We start from the raw sequence: 17486 nt of genomic DNA on the forward strand, positions 1-17486 counted from the left end.
AAGGAAACGAGCCCGTCATGATTCTGCCCTGGCTAATCCTGATCCCCTTTATCGGCGGCCTGCTCTGCTGGATGGGCGAGCGCTTCGGCGCTACCCTGCCCCGCTGGATTGCGTTGCTGACCATGTCCCTGGAACTCGCACTCGGCCTCTGGCTGTGGGCCCATGGCGACTATTCATTTGCTCCGGCACCGGGTGTCGATCCAACCTTCGCGCTTGAATTCAAGCACGTCTGGATCGAACGCTTCGGCATCAACGTGCACCTGGCCCTCGATGGCCTGTCGCTGTTGATGATCCTGCTGACCGGCCTGCTGGGTATCCTCTCGGTACTCTGCTCCTGGAAAGAAATCGAGCGTCACGTGGGCTTCTTCCACCTGAACCTGATGTGGATCCTGGGCGGCGTTGTCGGCGTGTTCCTTGCGCTGGACCTGTTCATGTTCTTCTTCTTCTGGGAAATGATGCTGGTGCCGATGTACTTCCTCATCGCGCTCTGGGGTCACAGTTCTTCGGACGGCAAGAAAACCCGGATCTACGCGGCGACCAAGTTCTTCATCTTCACCCAGGCTTCCGGCCTGATCATGTTGGTGGCGATCCTGGGCCTGGTCCTGGTCAACTTCAACAACACCGGCGTGATTACCTTCAACTACGCCGACCTGTTGAAAACCAAGATGTCGATGACCACCGAGTACATCCTCATGCTCGGTTTCTTCATCGCCTTCGCGGTGAAACTGCCGGTGGTGCCGTTCCACTCCTGGTTGCCTGACGCTCACGCCCAGGCGCCCACCGCAGGTTCCGTGGACCTGGCCGGTATCCTGTTGAAGACGGCGGCCTACGGCCTGCTGCGTTTCGCCCTGCCGCTGTTCCCGAATGCTTCGGCCGAGTTCGCGCCGATTGCCATGACCCTGGGCCTGATCGGGATCTTCTACGGTGCGTTCCTCGCCTTCGCACAAACCGACATCAAGCGCCTGATTGCCTTCTCGTCCGTTTCCCACATGGGTTTCGTACTGATCGGCATCTACTCCGGCAGCCAACTGGCGTTGCAAGGCGCGGTGATCCAGATGCTGGCTCACGGTGTTTCGGCAGCCGCACTGTTTATCCTCAGTGGCCAACTGTACGAGCGCCTGCACACCCGTGACATGCGTGAAATGGGCGGCATCTGGTCGCGTATCGCCTACTTGCCGGCGATCAGCCTGTTCTTTGCAGCCGCCTCCCTGGGCTTGCCGGGCACCGGTAACTTTGTCGGCGAGTTCCTTATCCTGATGGGCAGCTTCGTCAGTGCGCCATGGATCACCGCGATCGCCACCTCCGGCCTGGTGTTCGGTTCGGTGTACTCGCTGATCATGATCCACCGTGCCTACTTCGGCCCGACCAAGTCGGACGCCGTCCTCAAAGGGATGGATGCTCGCGAACTGATCATGGTGCTCGGCCTTGCGGTATTGCTGGTGTATATCGGCGTGTATCCGCAACCGTTCCTCGACACCTCTGCCGCCACGATGCATGGCGTGCAGCAGTGGTTGAGCACCGCCTTCACTCAACTCGCTTCGGCCCGGTAAGAGCGCTATGGAATTCACGATCCAACACTTTATCGCGCTTGCGCCGCTGCTGATTACCAGCCTCACCATTGTGGTGGTGATGCTGGCAATCGCCTGGCGCCGCAATCACTCACAGACGTTCCTGCTGTCCACCGCAGGCCTGAACCTGGCCTTGCTGTCGATTATCCCGGCACTCAAGGTAGCCCCGCTGGCGGTGACCCCGCTGGTCATGATCGATGACTTCGCGCTGCTGTACACCGCGTTGATCCTGGTTGCGACACTGGCCTGCGTCACCCTCGCCCACGCCTACCTCGGCGAGGGCGGCACCGGCTACCCGGGCAACCGCGAAGAGCTGTACCTGCTGATCCTGCTGGCTGCGGCCGGCGGTATCGTGCTGGTCAGCGCGCAGCACCTGGCCGGCTTGTTCATCGGCCTGGAACTGCTGTCGATCCCGACCTACGGCCTGGTGGCCTACGCCTTCTTCAACAAGCGCTCCCTGGAAGCCGGCATCAAGTACATGGTGCTGTCGGCCGCAGGTTCCGCGTTCCTGTTGTTCGGTATGGCCTTGCTCTACGCCGAAGCCGGCAGCCTGAGCTTCAGCGGTATCGGTCACGCCCTGGCCGCCACCAGCATGCCTGCGCCAATCGCCCAACTGGGCCTGGCCATGATGCTGATCGGCCTGGCGTTCAAGCTGTCGCTGGTACCCTTCCACCTGTGGACCCCGGACGTGTACGAAGGCGCCCCGGCGCCGGTAGCCGCGTTCCTGGCTACCGCGTCGAAGGTTGCAGTGTTTGCGGTGATGGTGCGTCTGTTCCAGATCTCCCCCGCCGCCAACACCGGTGTGCTGAGCGACGTACTGACCGTGATCGCCATTGCGTCGATCCTGTTCGGTAACCTGCTGGCCCTGACCCAGAACAACCTCAAGCGTCTGCTGGGTTACTCGTCCATCGCGCACTTCGGCTACCTGCTGATCGCTCTGGTGGCGAGCAAGGGCCTGGCGGTGGAAGCCATCGGCGTGTACCTGGTCACCTACGTGATCACCAGCCTCGGCGCGTTCGGCGTGATCACCCTGATGTCCTCGCCTTACAAAGGCCGTGACGCCGACGCCCTGTACGAATACCGCGGCCTGTTCTGGCGCCGTCCGTACCTGACCGCCGTACTGACCGTGATGATGCTGTCCCTGGCTGGCATCCCGCTGACCGCAGGCTTTATCGGCAAGTTCTACATCGTCGCGACCGGTGTCGAAGCCCACGAATGGTGGCTGGTGGCATCCCTGGTACTGGGTAGCGCCATCGGCGTGTTCTACTACCTGCGCGTGATGGTCACCCTGTACCTGATCGAGCCAAACCTGCGCCGTGTGGACGCCGAACTGCACTGGGAACAGAAAGCCGGTGGCGTGATGCTGCTGGCCATTGCCCTGCTGGCGTTTTTCCTGGGTGTCTACCCACAACCGTTGCTCACCCTGGTGCAGCATGCGGTGATGGCGGGTTGATCGCTTAGGCTCAAGCAGTAAACAGAACGGCACCCTTGGGTGCCGTTTTGCGTTTCTGGGGGCAGATATGCGGTGCCACTGGCGTCGCCATCGCGGGCAAGCCCGCTCCCACATTGATCCGGTTTCATCATGAGAATACGGTCAAGTGTGGGAGCGGGCTTGCCCGCGATGGCGGCAGCAGCGACACCACAAAAAACGGCACCTCACGGTGCCGTTGTGCTATCTGCCCTACCTCACTTACGTGCCGCCTCCCAGGACTTGAGCAAGTCGGCATAGTTGACGGTTTCACCCTTGGGCTTTTCGTTCGCCAGTTTCGGCTTGGGCGCGCCCGGCTGATCGAACCAGTACTGGGCATCACGCTCGGGGTTCATCTTCGGCCCACAGATCGGCTGCACCTTGGAGCGTTCCAGGCGCGTCATGATGGCGTCCTGGTCCTTGGCCAGGCCATCCAGCGCCTGTTGCGGGGTTTTCTCGCCGCTGGCGGCTTCCGAGATGTGGCTCCACCACAGTTGGGCCAAGCGTGGATAGTCCGGCACGTTGGTGCCGGTCGGCGTCCATTGCACCCGCGCCGGGCTGCGATAGAACTCCACCAGGCCGCCAAGTTTCGGTGCCAGGTCGGTCATGGCCTGGGAGTTGATGTCCGATTCGCGGATCGGCGTCAGGCCGACGATGGTTTTCTTCAAGGACACGGTTTTCGACGTAACGAACTGCGCATACAGCCAAGCTGCCAGTTTTTGCTTCTCAGGCGTGGACTTGAGGAAGGTCCAGGAGCCCACGTCCTGATACCCCAGCTTCATGCCCTCCTCCCAATACGGACCGCGGGGCGACGGTGCCATGCGCCACTTCGGCGTGCCATCGGCGTTCATCACTGGCAGGCCGGGTTTGGTCATGTCAGCGGTAAAGGCGGTGTACCAGAAGATCTGCTGGGCGATGTTGCCTTGGGACGGCACCGGCCCGGATTCGGAGAAGGTCATGCCCGCCGCTTCCGGTGGCGCATAGGCGCGCATCCAGTCGACATACTTCTGCGTGGCAAACACCGCGGCCGGGCCGTTGGTGTCGCCGCCACGGGTCACGCTGGAACCCACCGGGTGGCAGTCCTCGACCCGAATCCCCCACTCGTCCACCGGCAAGCCATTGGGCAAGCCCTTGTCGCCGCCTCCAGCCATGGAGAACCAGGCATCGGTAAAGCGCCAGCCCAGGGACGGATCCTTCTTGCCGTAGTCCATATGGCCGTACACGCGCTTGCCGTCGATTTCCTTGACGTCTTCGCTGAAGAACTTGGCGATATCTTCATAGGCCGACCAGTTCACCGGCACGCCCAGTTCATAGCCGTATTTCTCCTTGAACTTGGCCTTGAGGTCGGCCCGCTCGAACCAGTCGGCGCGAAACCAGTACAGGTTGGCGAACTGCTGGTCGGGCAACTGGTAGATCTTGCCGTCCGGCGCAGTGGTAAACGAGATGCCGATAAAGTCCTTGAGGTCCAGGGTCGGCGAGGTGAAGTCCTTGCCTTCATTGGCCATCAGGTCGGTGATGGATTCGGTCTTGCCATAGCGAAAGTGCGTACCAATCAGGTCGGAATCGTTGACCCAGCCGTCATAGATGTTCTTGTCCGACTGCATCTGGGTCTGCAGTTTTTCCACCACGTCACCTTCCTGCAGCAGGTCGTGGGTCAGCTTGATCCCGGTGATTTCACTGAAGGCCTTAGCCAGTACCTTGGATTCGTACTCGTGGGTGGTGAGGGTTTCCGACACCACATTGATCTTCATCCCACGAAACGGCTCGGCGGCCTTGATAAACCACTTCAACTCTTCAAGTTGCTGGGCTTCGCTGAGGGTGGACGGTTTGAACTCGCTGCCGATCCACTTTTTCGCGGCATCTTCATAGGCATCGGCCCAGGCTGCAGCACTCAGGCCGCTGAGTGCCAAGACTGCGGCCAATGAAATGCTATGTCGCAGCTTATTGTTTTTATCGAACATAGAGACCTCCTGGTTGGGATCAAAAGGGATGCCTGTGGCTATCCCCAACGCATCACAGACAACAGCCACACCACAGACAGCGCGGACGCCACCCAGATGCTCCAGCCGGTTACGCCAATCACCAGCAGATGCAGGTAGGCGCTCCCGAGAAGACCGATAAACAGGCGATCACCACGGGTGGTGCTGATCGGTAACAAACCGCGCCGAGGGATGCTCGGCGAGCGCAATTCCCACGTGGTCATGCCCGCCAGCAACAGGGCAATCGCCGCAAAAAACAGCGCAGTCGGGGTGGTCCAGGCCATCCATTCCATCATCGTTTCCTCAGACCCGGCCGAGGGCAAAGCCCTTGGCCACATGGTTGCGCACAAACCAGATCACCAGCATGCCCGGCAGGATGGTCAGCACCCCGGCGGCCGCCAGCACACCCCAGTCAATCCCCGAAGCGGACACGGTGCGGGTCATCACGGCGGCAATCGGCTTGGCATTCACGGACGTCAGGGTGCGCGCCAGCAGCAGCTCGACCCAGGAAAACATAAAGCAGAAAAACGCCGTGACACCGATCCCCGAGCCAATCAGCGGGATAAAGATCTTCACGAAAAACTTCGGAAAGCTATAGCCATCGATGTAAGCCGTTTCGTCGATCTCCTTGGGCACCCCGGACATAAAGCCTTCCAGGATCCACACCGCCAGCGGCACGTTGAACAGGCAGTGGGCCAGGGCCACGGCGATATGGGTATCGAACAGGCCGATGGACGAATACAGCTGGAAAAACGGCAGTAGGAACACCGCCGGCGGCGCCATGCGGTTGGTCAGCAACCAGAAGAACAGGTGCTTGTCGCCCAGGAAGCGGTAACGCGAAAACGCGTAGGCCGCCGGCAGTGCCACCGTCAGGGAAATCACGGTGTTCAGGCTCACGTAGTACAGCGAGTTCAGATACCCGGTGTACCAACTGGGGTCGGTGAAGATCACCTTGTAGTTGGCCAGGGTGAAGTCCTGCGGAAACAGCGTCAGGCCGCCGAGGATTTCGGTGTTGCTCTTGAAGGACATGTTCAGCAGCCAGTAGATCGGCACCAGCAGGAACAGGATGTAGATCAGCAGCGGGATGACCTTGCGCTTGCTCATGTTGGCGGCCTCAGCGGTTGGCGTCGGAGTGGGTCATGGCGGTGTAGAACAGCCAGGACACCAACAGGATGATCAGGAAATACACCAGGGAAAACGCGGCTGCAGGCCCCAGGTCGAATTGCCCTACCGCCATCTGGGTCAGGGTCTGACTTAGGAAGGTCGTTGCGTTACCCGGCCCGCCTCCCGTCAGGACAAACGGCTCGGTATAGATCATGAAACTGTCCATGAAGCGCAGCATCACCGCGATCAACAGCACGCTCTTCATCTTCGGCAACTGGATATGTCGGAAAACCGCCCAGGCCGATGCCCGATCAATCCGCGCAGCCTGGTAGTACACATCCGGTATGGCCCGCAGCCCCGAGTAGCACAGCAGCGCCACCAAAGAGGTCCAGTGCCATACATCCATCACCAGCACCGTGACCCAGGCGTCCATGGTGTTGGCGGCATAGTTGTAGTTGATGCCCATGGCATTCAGGCTCGACCCCAGCAGGCCGATATCGGCACGGCCAAAGATCTGCCAGATGGTGCCGACCACGTTCCACGGGATCAGCAGCGGGATGGCCATCACAATCAGTACCAGGGACGACCAGCGGCCCTTGGTGGGCATGGTCAGGGCGATGGCGATGCCCAGCGGGATCTCGATCAGCAGCACACACGCGGAATAGATGAACTGGCGCAACAGCGAGTCATGCAGGCGCGGGTCCAGCAATACCTGCTTGTACCAATCGGCCCCGACGAAATAGCGGCTGGACTGGTCGAAAATGTCCTGCACCGAGTAGTTGACCACAGTCATCATCGGGATCACCGCACTGAACGCCACCAGCAGGAACACCGGTAACACCAGCCACCAGGCCTTGTTGTTCTGCACCTTGTTCATGGGCGCGCCTCCAGCAGGTAATCATCGGCATACACCATCAACCACTGCGCCGGGAAGCTGATCGACGCCCGCCCTTCGGGCACCGGTTTGTCTTCGGCCAGGCGCACCTTCAAGGGCGCGCCGTCGAGGTTGAGGGTCAGGATCTTGTAGGTGCCCAGGTCTTCGACATGCATGACCTCGGCCTGCAACGCGTCGGGATTGGGCTCATCCCACACATGAATGAACTCGGGACGTATGCCGACCTGGAGTTTCTTGTAGTCCTTTTCCGATATCTGCCGTTGCTGCACTTCGGACAACGCCAGATGTGTCCCGGCAAACCGCACCCCACCGGCATCGGCCTGCACCTCAATCAGATTCATTCCAGGGCTGCCGATGAAATAGCCGACAAAGGTATGGCTGGGACGCTCGAACAACTCCCGTGGGGTGCCGAACTGCACAATCTGCCCGCCGTACATCACCGCGATCTTGTCGGCAAAGGTCGAGGCCTCCAACTGATCGTGGGTGACGTAGACCATGGTGATATTGAACTGCTCATGGATCTGCTTGAGCTTGCGCCGCAGTTTCCACTTCAGGTGCGGGTCGATCACCGTCAGCGGTTCGTCGAACAGGATCGCCGACACGTCATCGCGCACCAGGCCACGGCCCATTGAGACCTTTTGCTTTTCATCGGCACTGAGGTTGCGGGCTTTTTTACCCAGCAGGTTCTGCAGGTCGAGCACCTCGGCAATTTCCTGCACCTTGCTGTGCACTTTCGCCTCGGCCATGCCCTGGTTGCGCAGGGGGAATGCCAGGTTATCGAACACCGTCATGGTGTCGTAGACCACCGGGAACTGGAACACCTGGGCGATATTGCGCTTTTCCGGGGTCAGGTCATTCACCACCTTGCTGTCGAACAGCACCTGGCCTTCCGAAGGGCTGAGCAGGCCGGAGATGATGTTGAGCAGGGTTGATTTGCCACACCCCGAAGGACCGAGCAATGCGTAGGCACCGCCCTGCTCCCAGACGTGGTTCATTTCGCGAATGGCGTAGTCTTCAGGCCCTGTGGGTGTAGGGCTGTAGCTATGCGCCAGGTTCTGCAAATGGATCTCGGCCATCAGGCAACCCTCGCGACACGGCGCCCGGGAGCCTGGACCAAACGACCCTGGCCATCGAACACAAACAGTTTATGGGTCGGTATGTAGATGCGGATCGGCGCATCCACGTCGTACTCGTGTACCCCCGGTAGGTGCAACACCAGCAAAAAATGCTCGCTGCGCACATGCAGGAAGGTTTCCGAGCCGCTGATCTCCGCAACTTCCACGGTGACCGCCAGTTCCAGGTCATCGTCGTTGCTGGGCACCAGGCTGATATGGCTGGGACGCACGCCAAAACGGAACTCGCCCTCGCCAACCGGCCGCAGGTCTACGTTCAATGGGAAGTGCACATCGTTGGCGAAACTCACTTCGTTGCCGCTGATGCGCCCCGGCATCAGGTTGATCGGCGGCTCGGAAAACAGCTCGGCGGCCAGCACGGTCTGCGGTTGGTGATAGACCTCGGCGGCCTTGCCGCTCTGGATCACCCGGCCATCGTGGAGGATGGTGGTGGTGCCACCCAGCGCCAGTGCCTCGTTGGGTTCGGTGGTGGCATAGATGGCAATGGTGTTGCGGGCCTTGAACAACTCACGCATTTCCTGACGCAGCTCTTCGCGCAGTTTGTAGTCCAGGTTCACCAGGGGCTCGTCGAACAAAATCAGTTCGGCATCCTTGACCAGCGCCCGAGCCATGGCCGTGCGTTGTTGCTGGCCACCGGACAGCTCCAGGGGATGACGTTGCAGGAACTTGTCGATGCGCAGCATCTTCGCGGTTTCCAGCACTTTGCTGTGGATCAGCTCGCTGCTCACCCCGGCCTGGCGCAGCGGCGAGGCGATGTTCTCGAACACGGTCATGGTCGGGTAGTTGATGAACTGCTGGTACACCATCGACACATTGCGCAAGCGCACCGGCTTATGGGTGACGTCGACGCCGTTCATCAGGATGCGCCCGGCATCAGGCTTGTCCAGGCCGGCCATCAGGCGCATCAGGCTGGTCTTGCCGGACAGCGTACGGCCCAGCAACACATTGAAAGAGCCAGCTTCAAAGCGCAGGTTGGCGTCGTCGATCCAGGTCTGGCCTTCGACGACACGGGTCACATGTTCCAGGGTCAATGACATGACACGCCCTTTTTCTTATTGGAATTGTTCTTCCAGGGACAGAGCCAGTTTCGTGCCAATAATAAAAAGTGTTGATTTACCAGCGACTTGAGCAAAACCAGTCCTCAGTGCTGAACAGAAATGAACATTCACAACTGAACAATTGAACAACCAGCGGGTTGACAATGAACAGTTCTGAACAACACTGAGTAAGCCCAGTAAAACCGTTCAACCTGTGGGAGCTGGCTTGCCTGCGATAGCGATCTCACGGACGCCATCGCAGGCAAGCCAGCTCCCACAAGGTGAGCGGTGCACGGTTCATAACAACAATAAAAAGAAGGTCACCACCATGGCCGCACCTGCCCCGCTTTTGCCCCACGACACCATCATCCAGGACTCCTGGCGCCGCTGCCGCGCCTTTGGCCTGGATCACCAGAGCACCCCCAGTTTCGACCAACTGCCCGCCGAGGGCATCAGCCAGTTGCTGGAGAGCCAGCACGCGCTAGTCCAGACTACTCACCAGGAAGTGCTGCCCTATTACGAGAACATCCTCAGCAATTCCAACTGCCTGATCATGCTCGCCGACAATCAGGGCCAGGTCCTGACCTCCTGGGGCACCCAGCGTTTTATCGAACCCAAGCTCGCCCGTGGCTTCAGCGCCGGGGCCAGTTGGATGGAGCGCGCCACCGGCACCAACGCCATCGGCACCGCGCTGGCCTGCGCCCAGGCAGTGCATATCGAGCATGACGAGCATTTCCTCAAGGCCAACCGGTTCATGACCGGTTCGGCCGCGCCGATCTTTGATGCCAACCGCGAAATCATTGCGGTACTGGATGTGTCCAGCGACAGCTACCTGCCGCCCTCCCACACCCTGGGCATGGTCAAGATGATGAGCCAGACCGTGGAAAACCGCCTGATCCTCAACCTGTTTGGCGGCGAACACTTCCAACTGACGTTCAATACCGGCCTGAACAACCTCGACAGCCAGTGGGCCGGCCTGCTGATTTTCGATGAAAGTGGCCAGGTGCTGTCGGCCAACCGCCGCGCCGACAATCTGCTGGGCATCAGCCTGTCACGGGTGATGATCGACAGCCTGTTCAAAGTCTCGCTGCTGGAGCTGCTCAACCAGCCCGAGGGCCTACCCTTTGCCCTGCAAGCCGCCGGGCGCAACCGTTTCCAATGCCTGCTCAAACGCCCCAGGCAGGCGCCGGTGCAGGCCAGGATCTTTACCGAGCCGGCCCCCACCGTCATCGGCCTCAAGACCCTGCACTTTGGCGACAGCCGCGTGGAAAAAGCCGTGCGCCAGGCCGAGCGCCTACTGGAAAAAGACATCCCGCTGCTGATCCACGGCGAAACCGGCGTAGGCAAGGAAGTCTTCGTCAAAGCCCTGCACCAGGCCAGTTCCCGCAGCCAGCAGGCGTTTATCGCGGTCAACTGTGCGGCAATTCCGGCGGAGCTGGTGGAATCGGAACTGTTTGGCTACGAAAAAGGCGCGTTCACCGGTGCCAATCAAAAAGGCAGCATCGGCCTGATCCGCAAGGCGGACAAAGGCACACTGTTTCTCGATGAGATAGGCGACATGCCCCTGCCTGCCCAGGCCCGGCTGCTGCGGGTGTTGCAGGAGCGTTGCGTACAGCCGGTGGGCAGCAGCGAATTGTTCCCGGTGGACCTGCGCATTATCTCGGCCACCAACCGCTCGCTGCGCGAACAGGTGCAGCTCGGACGGTTTCGCGAGGATTTGTACTACCGCATCGGCGGCCTGACCCTGGAGCTGCCGCCCCTGCGCGAGCGCAGTGACAAGCAGGCGCTGTTCAAGCAACTGTGGCAACAGCACCGCGAACCCACGCAGTGGGCCGGGCTCAGCGCCGAAGTGCTGGAATTGTTCGAGCAACATCCCTGGCCGGGCAACCTGCGCCAGGTCAGCAGCGTGATGCAGGTGGCACTGGCCATGGCCGAAGACCAACCGATCCGCCTGGAGCATCTACCGGATGATTTTTTTGTCGACCTGGGGCACGCCTCACCCAGCAAGCCGGTGGTGATGGGCGATCTGGACGATAGGCAAAACCTTCAGCAAAGACTGGCAGCGGTCGGCGGCAATATCTCCCATCTGGCGCGGGAGCTGGGGGTTAGCCGCAATACGCTATACAAGCGGTTGCGCGCCGCTACGTAACGGTAACCGCCCCAACATGCATCTACCCTCAGATTTATCCGACAGCGTTTTAGGGTTGCTGCTCGGAAGATGCCCCAATAATCTTCGGTAGTCGCTGCAAATTCAGCGACCGGGTTTCGCAGCCCGGTTAAACTCTAGACGCACAGCGTCCACCATAAGATAACGGGCGCTTTTTTATGCCTGATGTTATGGCGGCTGTGCGCGGGATACCTTTGGGTATGCCGGGTTCCTAGAGTCCCGGTCTGCGAACCTGCGTACAGCTGCCACCCGGGTATCGTTTCGCAGCGATGGGTAGCGGCTCCATAACTCTGGGAGCTTTACCATGATCAAACACAGTCCAAACCCGCCGTTAGACTCAACCTCGCTTCAGGGGCTGCTCAACGAGCGATTGACTACTACCTGAACCCTCCTGCCGAAACCAAGCGGCCTGCTGAAGATCACCGCCTTTTCACCGTGCGCGAAGGGTTAGATGCAGAGGTGTTGTTGATTAACGCTTCGGAAGACCTTGCATCGCTTCAAGTATTAGCAACCCATTTGGCTTTTGAAGTAGACGGCACTGCACGGCGTGTGGCACTAGGAATTTGTCGGATGCTCGAAAGCGTTGAGCTATTGGTAAACAACGCCGTCGTTCAATATGGAACAGAGCAAGAAAGAGGAAGGCCGACTCACCATCCAGATTAGTCTGCGATCGCCGGTCCGCCATCGCTGGCAAGCCAGCTCCTACAGTTGAGCGGTGCTGATTTGCAAACCAGCACGCACAAAAACGCTCCGAACCAGGCGGGGCGTTTTTATTCAGTGTGAGCCATCAGTCGGCCAACCGCCCTGTCGTTGCGCCATCCGCCGCCGTTTGTAGGCGTCAAAGTGATACCTTCCTGATTCCACTTGGTAAAAAAGGAGTGTTACCACCCATGAAGATCAAATGTTCCGTCTTTATCGCGGCAAGTATCGACGGTTTTATTGCCCGCCCGGACGGTGATATTGAGTGGTTGCACCGACCGAAATATGAAAGCTCGGGCTTGAACGGCATCACGTATGACAGCTTCATCGCAACGGTTGACGCGTTGGTCATGGGACGCAAAACCCTGGAGAAAGTACTGTCCTTTCCCGAGTGGCCCTATGAGGGCACGCCGGTCATTGCGCTTTCTCACAAGACCTTGGAGATTCCTGTGCACCTCCAGGGCAAGGTAGAAGTGCTGGCCGTCGATGTGAGCACACTCGTCGAACAGCTTGCCGAGCGCGGTATGAAGCATCTGTATATCGATGGTGGCCAGACCATCCAGGCATTTCTTGAAGCAGGCCTGCTCAATGAGTTGATCATCACTCGCATCCCGATCCTGCTGGGCCAGGGGGTTCCCTTGTTCAGTCAAGACGGTCGTGAATATGACCTTCGCCACATCGATACCTGCGCCTCGGACAATGGCTTTGTCCAGAGCCGGTATGCAGTTGAGCACCGTTGACTGATAAACCAGCACACACAAAAACGCCCCGAACCAGTCGGGGCGTTTTTATTCAGCGTGCAGCCATCAGCCGTCAGTCAGCCAAGCGCCACGTCGTCCCGCCCTTGCCGTCTTCCAACACCACGCCCATGGCGGTGAGTTGGTCGCGGATGCGGTCGGATTCTGCCCAGTCCTTGTTGGCACGGGCATTCAGGCGGGCCTGGATCAGTGCGTCGACTTCGGCTGCATCCACACGCCCTTCGGCGCCGGCTTGCAGAAAGTCGTCGGCTTCCATTTGCAGCACGCCCAGCACGCTCGCCAGTTCCTTGAGACGGGCCGCCAGGCCGGCCGCAGCGCTGAGATCGCTCTCACGCAGGCGGTTGATCTCGCGGACCATCTCGAACAGCACGGCGCAGGCTTCGGGGGTGCCGAAGTCATCGTTCATCACCGTGGTGAAGCGCTCGACAAACGCCTCGCCACCGGCCGGCGCCACAACCGGCAGGCCTTTCAATGCGTGGTAGAACCGCTCCAGGGCGCCCTTGGCGTCCTTGAGGTTGTCTTCCGAGTAGTTGATGGCGCTGCGGTAATGGCTTGATACCAGCAGGTAACGCACAACCTCTGGGTGGTACTTTTCCAGCACGTCGCGGATGGTGAAGAAGTTGTTCAAGGACTTGGACATCTTCTCGCCATTGATACGAATCATGCCGCAATGCATCCACGCGTTGGCGTAGGTCTTGCCGGTGGCCGCTTCGCTTTGGGCGATTTCGTTTTCGTGGTGCGGGAACTCAAGATCGCTGCCGCCGCCATGAATGTCGAAAGTTTCGCCCAGGCAGCAGGTGGACATCACCGAGCATTCGATGTGCCAGCCCGGACGCCCGGCGCCCCATGGCGACTCCCAGCTCGGCTCGCCAGGCTTGGTGCCTTTCCACAGCACGAAGTCCAGCGGGTCTTGCTTGGCTTCGTCGACTTCGATGCGGGCGCCGATGCGCAGGTCTTCGATTTTCTTGCGCGACAGCTTGCCGTAGCCCATGAACTTGGCGACGCGGTAGTACACGTCGCCATTGCCCGGGGCGTAGGCATAGCCCTTGTCGATCAAGGTCTGGATCATCGCGTGCATGCCCGGGATGTGGTCCGTGGCGCGCGGTTCCATGTCCGGCTTGAGGATGTTGAGGCGCGCCTCGTCCTCGTGCATCGCGGCGATCATGCGCTCGGTCAGCGCGTCGAACGACTCGCCGTTTTCATTGGCGCGATTGATGATCTTGTCGTCGATATCGGTGATGTTGCGCACATAGGTCAAGTCGTAGCCGCTGAAACGCAACCAGCGGGTCACCAGGTCGAAGGCAACCATGCTGCGGCCGTGGCCGATGTGGCAGTAGTCGTACACGGTCATGCCGCACACGTACATGCGCACCTTGTTGCCATCCAGCGGCTTGAAGACTTCTTTGGTTTTGCTCAGCGTGTTGTAGATCGTTAGCACGATGCTTCCTTTTCTCTCTATGCAAGCCGCTCACGGCTGCATCACTGGCCCCACGAATCACGCAAGGTCACGGTACGGTTGAATACCGGATGACCAGGTTTGGAGTCCTTGATATCCGCGCAGAAGTAGCCTTCGCGCTCGAACTGGAAACGGTCTTCCGGCTGTGCGTCGCCAAGCGATGGCTCGGCACGACAACCCGTAAGTACTTGCAGGGAGTTAGGGTTGATGTTGTCGAGGAAACTCGCGCTGTCTTCGGCCTTTTCAGGGTTCGGCGAGCGGAACAGGCGATCGTACAGGCGCACTTCGCACTCGACGCTGGCAGCCGCCGGCACCCAGTGCACCACGCCCTTGACCTTGCGGCCTTCAGGGTTCTTGCCCAGGGTTTCAGGATCGTAGGAACAACGCAGTTCGACGATGTTGCCCTCGGCGTCCTTGATCGCTTCATCGGCACGGATCACGTAGCTGCCGCGCAGACGCACTTCACCGTTCGGCTCCAGGCGCTTGTAGCCCTTGGGCGGCTCTTCCATGAAGTCGTCACGGTCGATGTAGATTTCACGGGCAAACGGCAGCTTGCGCACGCCCAGTTCTTCTTTTTGCGGGTGACGCGGCAGTTCGAGGTTCTCGACCTGGTCTTGCGGGTAGTTGGTGATCACCACTTTCAACGGACGCAGCACGCACATGGCGCGCGGGGCGTTTGCGTCGAGGTCCTGGCGGATGCTGAACTCAAGCATGCCGTAGTCAACCACGCCGTCGGAGCGGTTGGTGCCGACCATCTCGCAGAAGTTGCGGATCGATGCCGGGGTGTAGCCGCGACGACGGAAACCCGACAGCGTCGACATGCGTGGGTCGTCCCAGCCGAACACGTGTTTTTCATCGACCAGTTGCTTGAGCTTGCGCTTGCTGGTGATGGTGTAGTTCAGGTTCAGGCGGCTGAATTCGTACTGACGCGGGTGCGCCGGTACCGGCAGGCTGTCGAGGAACCATTCGTACAGCGGGCGATGGCTTTCGAACTCCAGGGTGCAGATGGAGTGGGTGATGCCTTCGATGGCGTCCGACTGACCGTGGGTGAAGTCGTAGTTGGGGTAGATGCACCACTTGTCACCAGTCTGGTGGTGATGGGCATGACGGATGCGGTACATGATCGGGTCGCGCAGGTTCATGTTCGGCGAGGCCATGTCGATCTTGGCCCGCAGTACACGGGCGCCGTCCGGGAACTCGCCGTCGCGCATGCGGGTGAACCAGTCCAGGTTCTCTTCTACCGAACGATCGCGAAACGGGCTGTTCTTGCCAGGCTCGGTCAGGCTGCCACGGTATTCCTTGGCCTGCTCCGGGGTCAGGTCGTCGACGTAGGCCTTGCCGGCCTTGATCAGCTCCACGGCCCAGTCGAACAACTGGTCGAAATACTTGGAGGCGTAGCGCACTTCACCGGACCATTCAAAGCCCAGCCACTTGATGTCGCTTTCGATGGCGTCGATGTATTCCTGGTCTTCCTTGGCCGGGTTGGTGTCGTCGAAACGCAGGTGCGTGACGCCACCGAACTCCTGGGCCAGGCCGAAGTTCACACAGATCGACTTGGCGTGGCCGATGTGCAGGTAACCGTTGGGCTCAGGCGGGAAACGGGTGACGATCTGCGTGTGCTTGCCCGAATCCAAGTCCGCCTGGATGATCGGGCGCAGGAAATTGACCGGGACGGCAGGTCCGGCCTTGGAATTCGAGGTAGGGTCGACAGTGGGCTTGCTCATAGGATCCTTGAACAGACAGGTACGTGGCCGGGTCGGGCCAGACAAACAAAGGGCTTATCATAGCCGATGCTGTCAAGCACCTGACAGGGCATGGCCAAAAACTGCTGCATTTATTGCATGGGCGGTGAAAAACCACCTCGAAATTCCTGCAGGGCACGCTAAACTGCGCGCCTTGGCCGCAATTTAGCCAACCCGGTAAGGTGCCCAGGCGGCCGAACCCACGAATTCCCTGAAAAGAGTAATGAACATGACTCAAGTCAAACTGACCACCAACCACGGTGACATCGTCATCGAGCTGAACGCCGAGAAAGCGCCGACCACCGTCGCCAACTTCATCGAATACGTTAAAGCCGGCCACTACGAAAACACTGTTTTCCACCGTGTCATCGGCAACTTCATGATCCAGGGCGGCGGTTTCGAGCCAGGCATGAAAGAAAAGAAAGACAAGCGTCCAAGCATCCAGAACGAAGCGGACAACGGTCTCTCCAACGACAAGTACACCGTCGCCATGGCCCGCACCATGGAGCCGCATTCGGCCTCCGCGCAGTTCTTCATCAACGTGGCCGACAACAGCTTCCTGAACCACAGCGCCAAGACCGTACAGGGTTGGGGTTACGCGGTATTCGGTAAAGTCACCGAAGGCACCGACGTCGTGGACAAGATCAAGGGTGTTTCCACCACCATGAAGTCCGGCCACCAGGACGTACCAGCAGAAGACGTGATCATCGAGAAAGCCGAGATCATTGCGTGATATTGCTGATTTCAGATTTGCATCTGGAAGAGGAGCGCCCGGACATTACCCGGGCGTTTCTGGATTTACTCCACGGCCGCGCCCGTGGCGCGCAAGCGTTGTACATCCTGGGGGACTTTTTCGAAGCCTGGATTGGCGACGATGGCATGACCCCGTTCCAGCGTTCTATATGCGCGGCTCTACGTGAGCTGAGCGACAGCGGCACCCAAATATTCCTGATGCACGGCAACCGCGATTTCCTGATCGGCAAGGCATTCTGCAAAGCAGCAGGCGCGACCTTGCTCAAGGACCCCAGCGTCGTGCAGATGTATGGCGAGCCCGTGCTGTTGATGCACGGCGACAGCCTGTGTACCCGCGACCTCGGCTATATGAAGCTGCGGCGCATCCTGCGTAACCCCCTTGTGCTGTTTATCCTGCGCCACCTGCCCTTGCGCACCCGCCATAAGCTGGCGCGCAAGCTGCGCAGTGAAAGCCGCGCGCAGACGCGCATGAAGGCCAACGATATTGTCGATGTAACGCCCGAGGAAGTGCCACGGGTAATGCAGGCCCATGGCGTGCGCACCCTGGTCCACGGCCACACCCACCGCCCGGCCATTCACAAATTGCAGATTGGCGAGCAGGCGGCCAAACGCATTGTGCTGGGGGATTGGGACAAGCAGGGTTGGGCGTTGCAGGTGGATGAGCAAGGTTTCCAGTTGGCGGCATTCGACTTCGTCAATCCGCAGTTGGCGTTGCCTGGCGCATAAC

At 59.7% G+C, this 17486-nt stretch carries 14 protein-coding genes and 1 pseudogene; 7 read left to right on the top strand and 8 right to left on the bottom strand.

The features are described 5' to 3' along the window. Positions 1–17: 17 nt before the first annotated feature. Together nuoM and nuoN are read left to right on the top strand one after the other, a co-directional pair. Positions 18–1550 (top strand): NADH-quinone oxidoreductase subunit M, encoded by a 1533-nt coding sequence (gene nuoM / locus HBO05_RS22785; RefSeq protein ID WP_029293337.1) that lies wholly within the window; start codon positions 18–20, stop codon positions 1548–1550. A gap of 7 nt (positions 1551–1557) precedes the next feature. Then, positions 1558–3021, top strand: a complete 1464-nt coding sequence (gene nuoN, locus HBO05_RS22790; RefSeq protein ID WP_065944419.1) for an NADH-quinone oxidoreductase subunit NuoN — start codon at positions 1558–1560, stop codon at positions 3019–3021. Between the two features lie 233 nt (positions 3022–3254). Here nuoN and HBO05_RS22795 read toward each other — a convergent pair whose 3' ends face one another. From HBO05_RS22795 to HBO05_RS22820, 6 genes are read right to left on the bottom strand one after another with little or no spacing between them, the layout of a single operon-like run. Continuing rightward, complete coding sequence (locus HBO05_RS22795; RefSeq protein ID WP_169954352.1) at positions 3255–4997, bottom strand: ABC transporter substrate-binding protein; 1743 nt, start codon at positions 4995–4997, stop codon at positions 3255–3257. Positions 4998–5035: 38 nt separating this feature from the next. Next, on the bottom strand, positions 5036–5308 hold the full coding sequence (locus HBO05_RS22800) for a DUF2160 domain-containing protein (RefSeq protein ID WP_029293327.1): 273 nt from the start codon (positions 5306–5308) through the stop codon (positions 5036–5038). A 10-nt stretch (positions 5309–5318) separates the two neighbouring features. Further along, positions 5319–6119, bottom strand: a complete 801-nt coding sequence (locus tag HBO05_RS22805) for a carbohydrate ABC transporter permease (protein WP_017735079.1) — start codon at positions 6117–6119, stop codon at positions 5319–5321. A gap of 10 nt (positions 6120–6129) precedes the next feature. Next, positions 6130–6996 carry a sugar ABC transporter permease gene (locus HBO05_RS22810; protein ID WP_029293322.1) on the bottom strand — a complete coding sequence of 289 codons (867 nt, stop codon included), beginning with the start codon at positions 6994–6996 and terminating at the stop codon, positions 6130–6132. Continuing rightward, a complete protein-coding gene (locus tag HBO05_RS22815; protein ID WP_170043106.1) occupies positions 6993–8090 on the bottom strand; it encodes an ABC transporter ATP-binding protein in 1098 nt (365 codons plus the stop codon). Before HBO05_RS22815 ends, HBO05_RS22810 begins: the two co-directional genes overlap by 4 nt. Next, positions 8090–9184 carry an ABC transporter ATP-binding protein gene (locus HBO05_RS22820; protein ID WP_172314123.1) on the bottom strand — a complete coding sequence of 365 codons (1095 nt, stop codon included), beginning with the start codon at positions 9182–9184 and terminating at the stop codon, positions 8090–8092. Before HBO05_RS22820 ends, HBO05_RS22815 begins: the two co-directional genes overlap by 1 nt. A gap of 328 nt (positions 9185–9512) precedes the next feature. Here HBO05_RS22820 and HBO05_RS22825 point away from each other — a divergent pair, with 328 nt between their 5' ends. From HBO05_RS22825 to HBO05_RS22830, 3 genes and pseudogenes are all read left to right on the top strand, one after another. Then, positions 9513–11333 (top strand): sigma-54-dependent Fis family transcriptional regulator, encoded by a 1821-nt coding sequence (locus HBO05_RS22825; protein WP_172314125.1) that lies wholly within the window; start codon positions 9513–9515, stop codon positions 11331–11333. 322 nt (positions 11334–11655) lie between these two features. Then, a pseudogene (locus tag HBO05_RS29385) lies at positions 11656–12014 on the top strand (hypothetical protein). A gap of 227 nt (positions 12015–12241) precedes the next feature. Further along, a complete protein-coding gene (locus HBO05_RS22830; protein ID WP_170043109.1) occupies positions 12242–12790 on the top strand; it encodes a dihydrofolate reductase family protein in 549 nt (182 codons plus the stop codon). 73 nt (positions 12791–12863) lie between these two features. Here HBO05_RS22830 and cysS read toward each other — a convergent pair whose 3' ends face one another. Both cysS and HBO05_RS22840 read right to left on the bottom strand, forming a co-directional pair. Further along, entirely contained in the window at positions 12864–14246 is a 1383-nt protein-coding gene (gene cysS / locus HBO05_RS22835; RefSeq protein WP_170043110.1) for a cysteine--tRNA ligase, read from the bottom strand. A 41-nt stretch (positions 14247–14287) separates the two neighbouring features. Then, the gene (locus HBO05_RS22840; protein ID WP_172314127.1) at positions 14288–15988 is read right to left on the bottom strand and encodes a glutamine--tRNA ligase/YqeY domain fusion protein; all 1701 of its coding nucleotides are present in this window, start codon (positions 15986–15988) and stop codon (positions 14288–14290) included. Between the two features lie 247 nt (positions 15989–16235). On the opposite strand from HBO05_RS22840, the gene HBO05_RS22845 reads away from it, so the two are divergent. Together HBO05_RS22845 and lpxH are read left to right on the top strand one after the other, a co-directional pair. Beyond that, the gene (locus tag HBO05_RS22845) at positions 16236–16739 is read left to right on the top strand and encodes a peptidylprolyl isomerase (protein WP_169954358.1); all 504 of its coding nucleotides are present in this window, start codon (positions 16236–16238) and stop codon (positions 16737–16739) included. Then, positions 16736–17485: a UDP-2,3-diacylglucosamine diphosphatase gene (gene lpxH / locus HBO05_RS22850; protein WP_169954359.1), complete on the top strand. Its 750-nt coding sequence runs from the start codon at positions 16736–16738 to the stop codon at positions 17483–17485. Before HBO05_RS22845 ends, lpxH begins: the two co-directional genes overlap by 4 nt. The last annotated feature ends 1 nt before the right edge of the window (position 17486 follow it).

The organism is Pseudomonas sp. WS 5079 (assembly GCF_012985465.1).
GTDB lineage: Bacteria > Pseudomonadota > Gammaproteobacteria > Pseudomonadales > Pseudomonadaceae > Aquipseudomonas.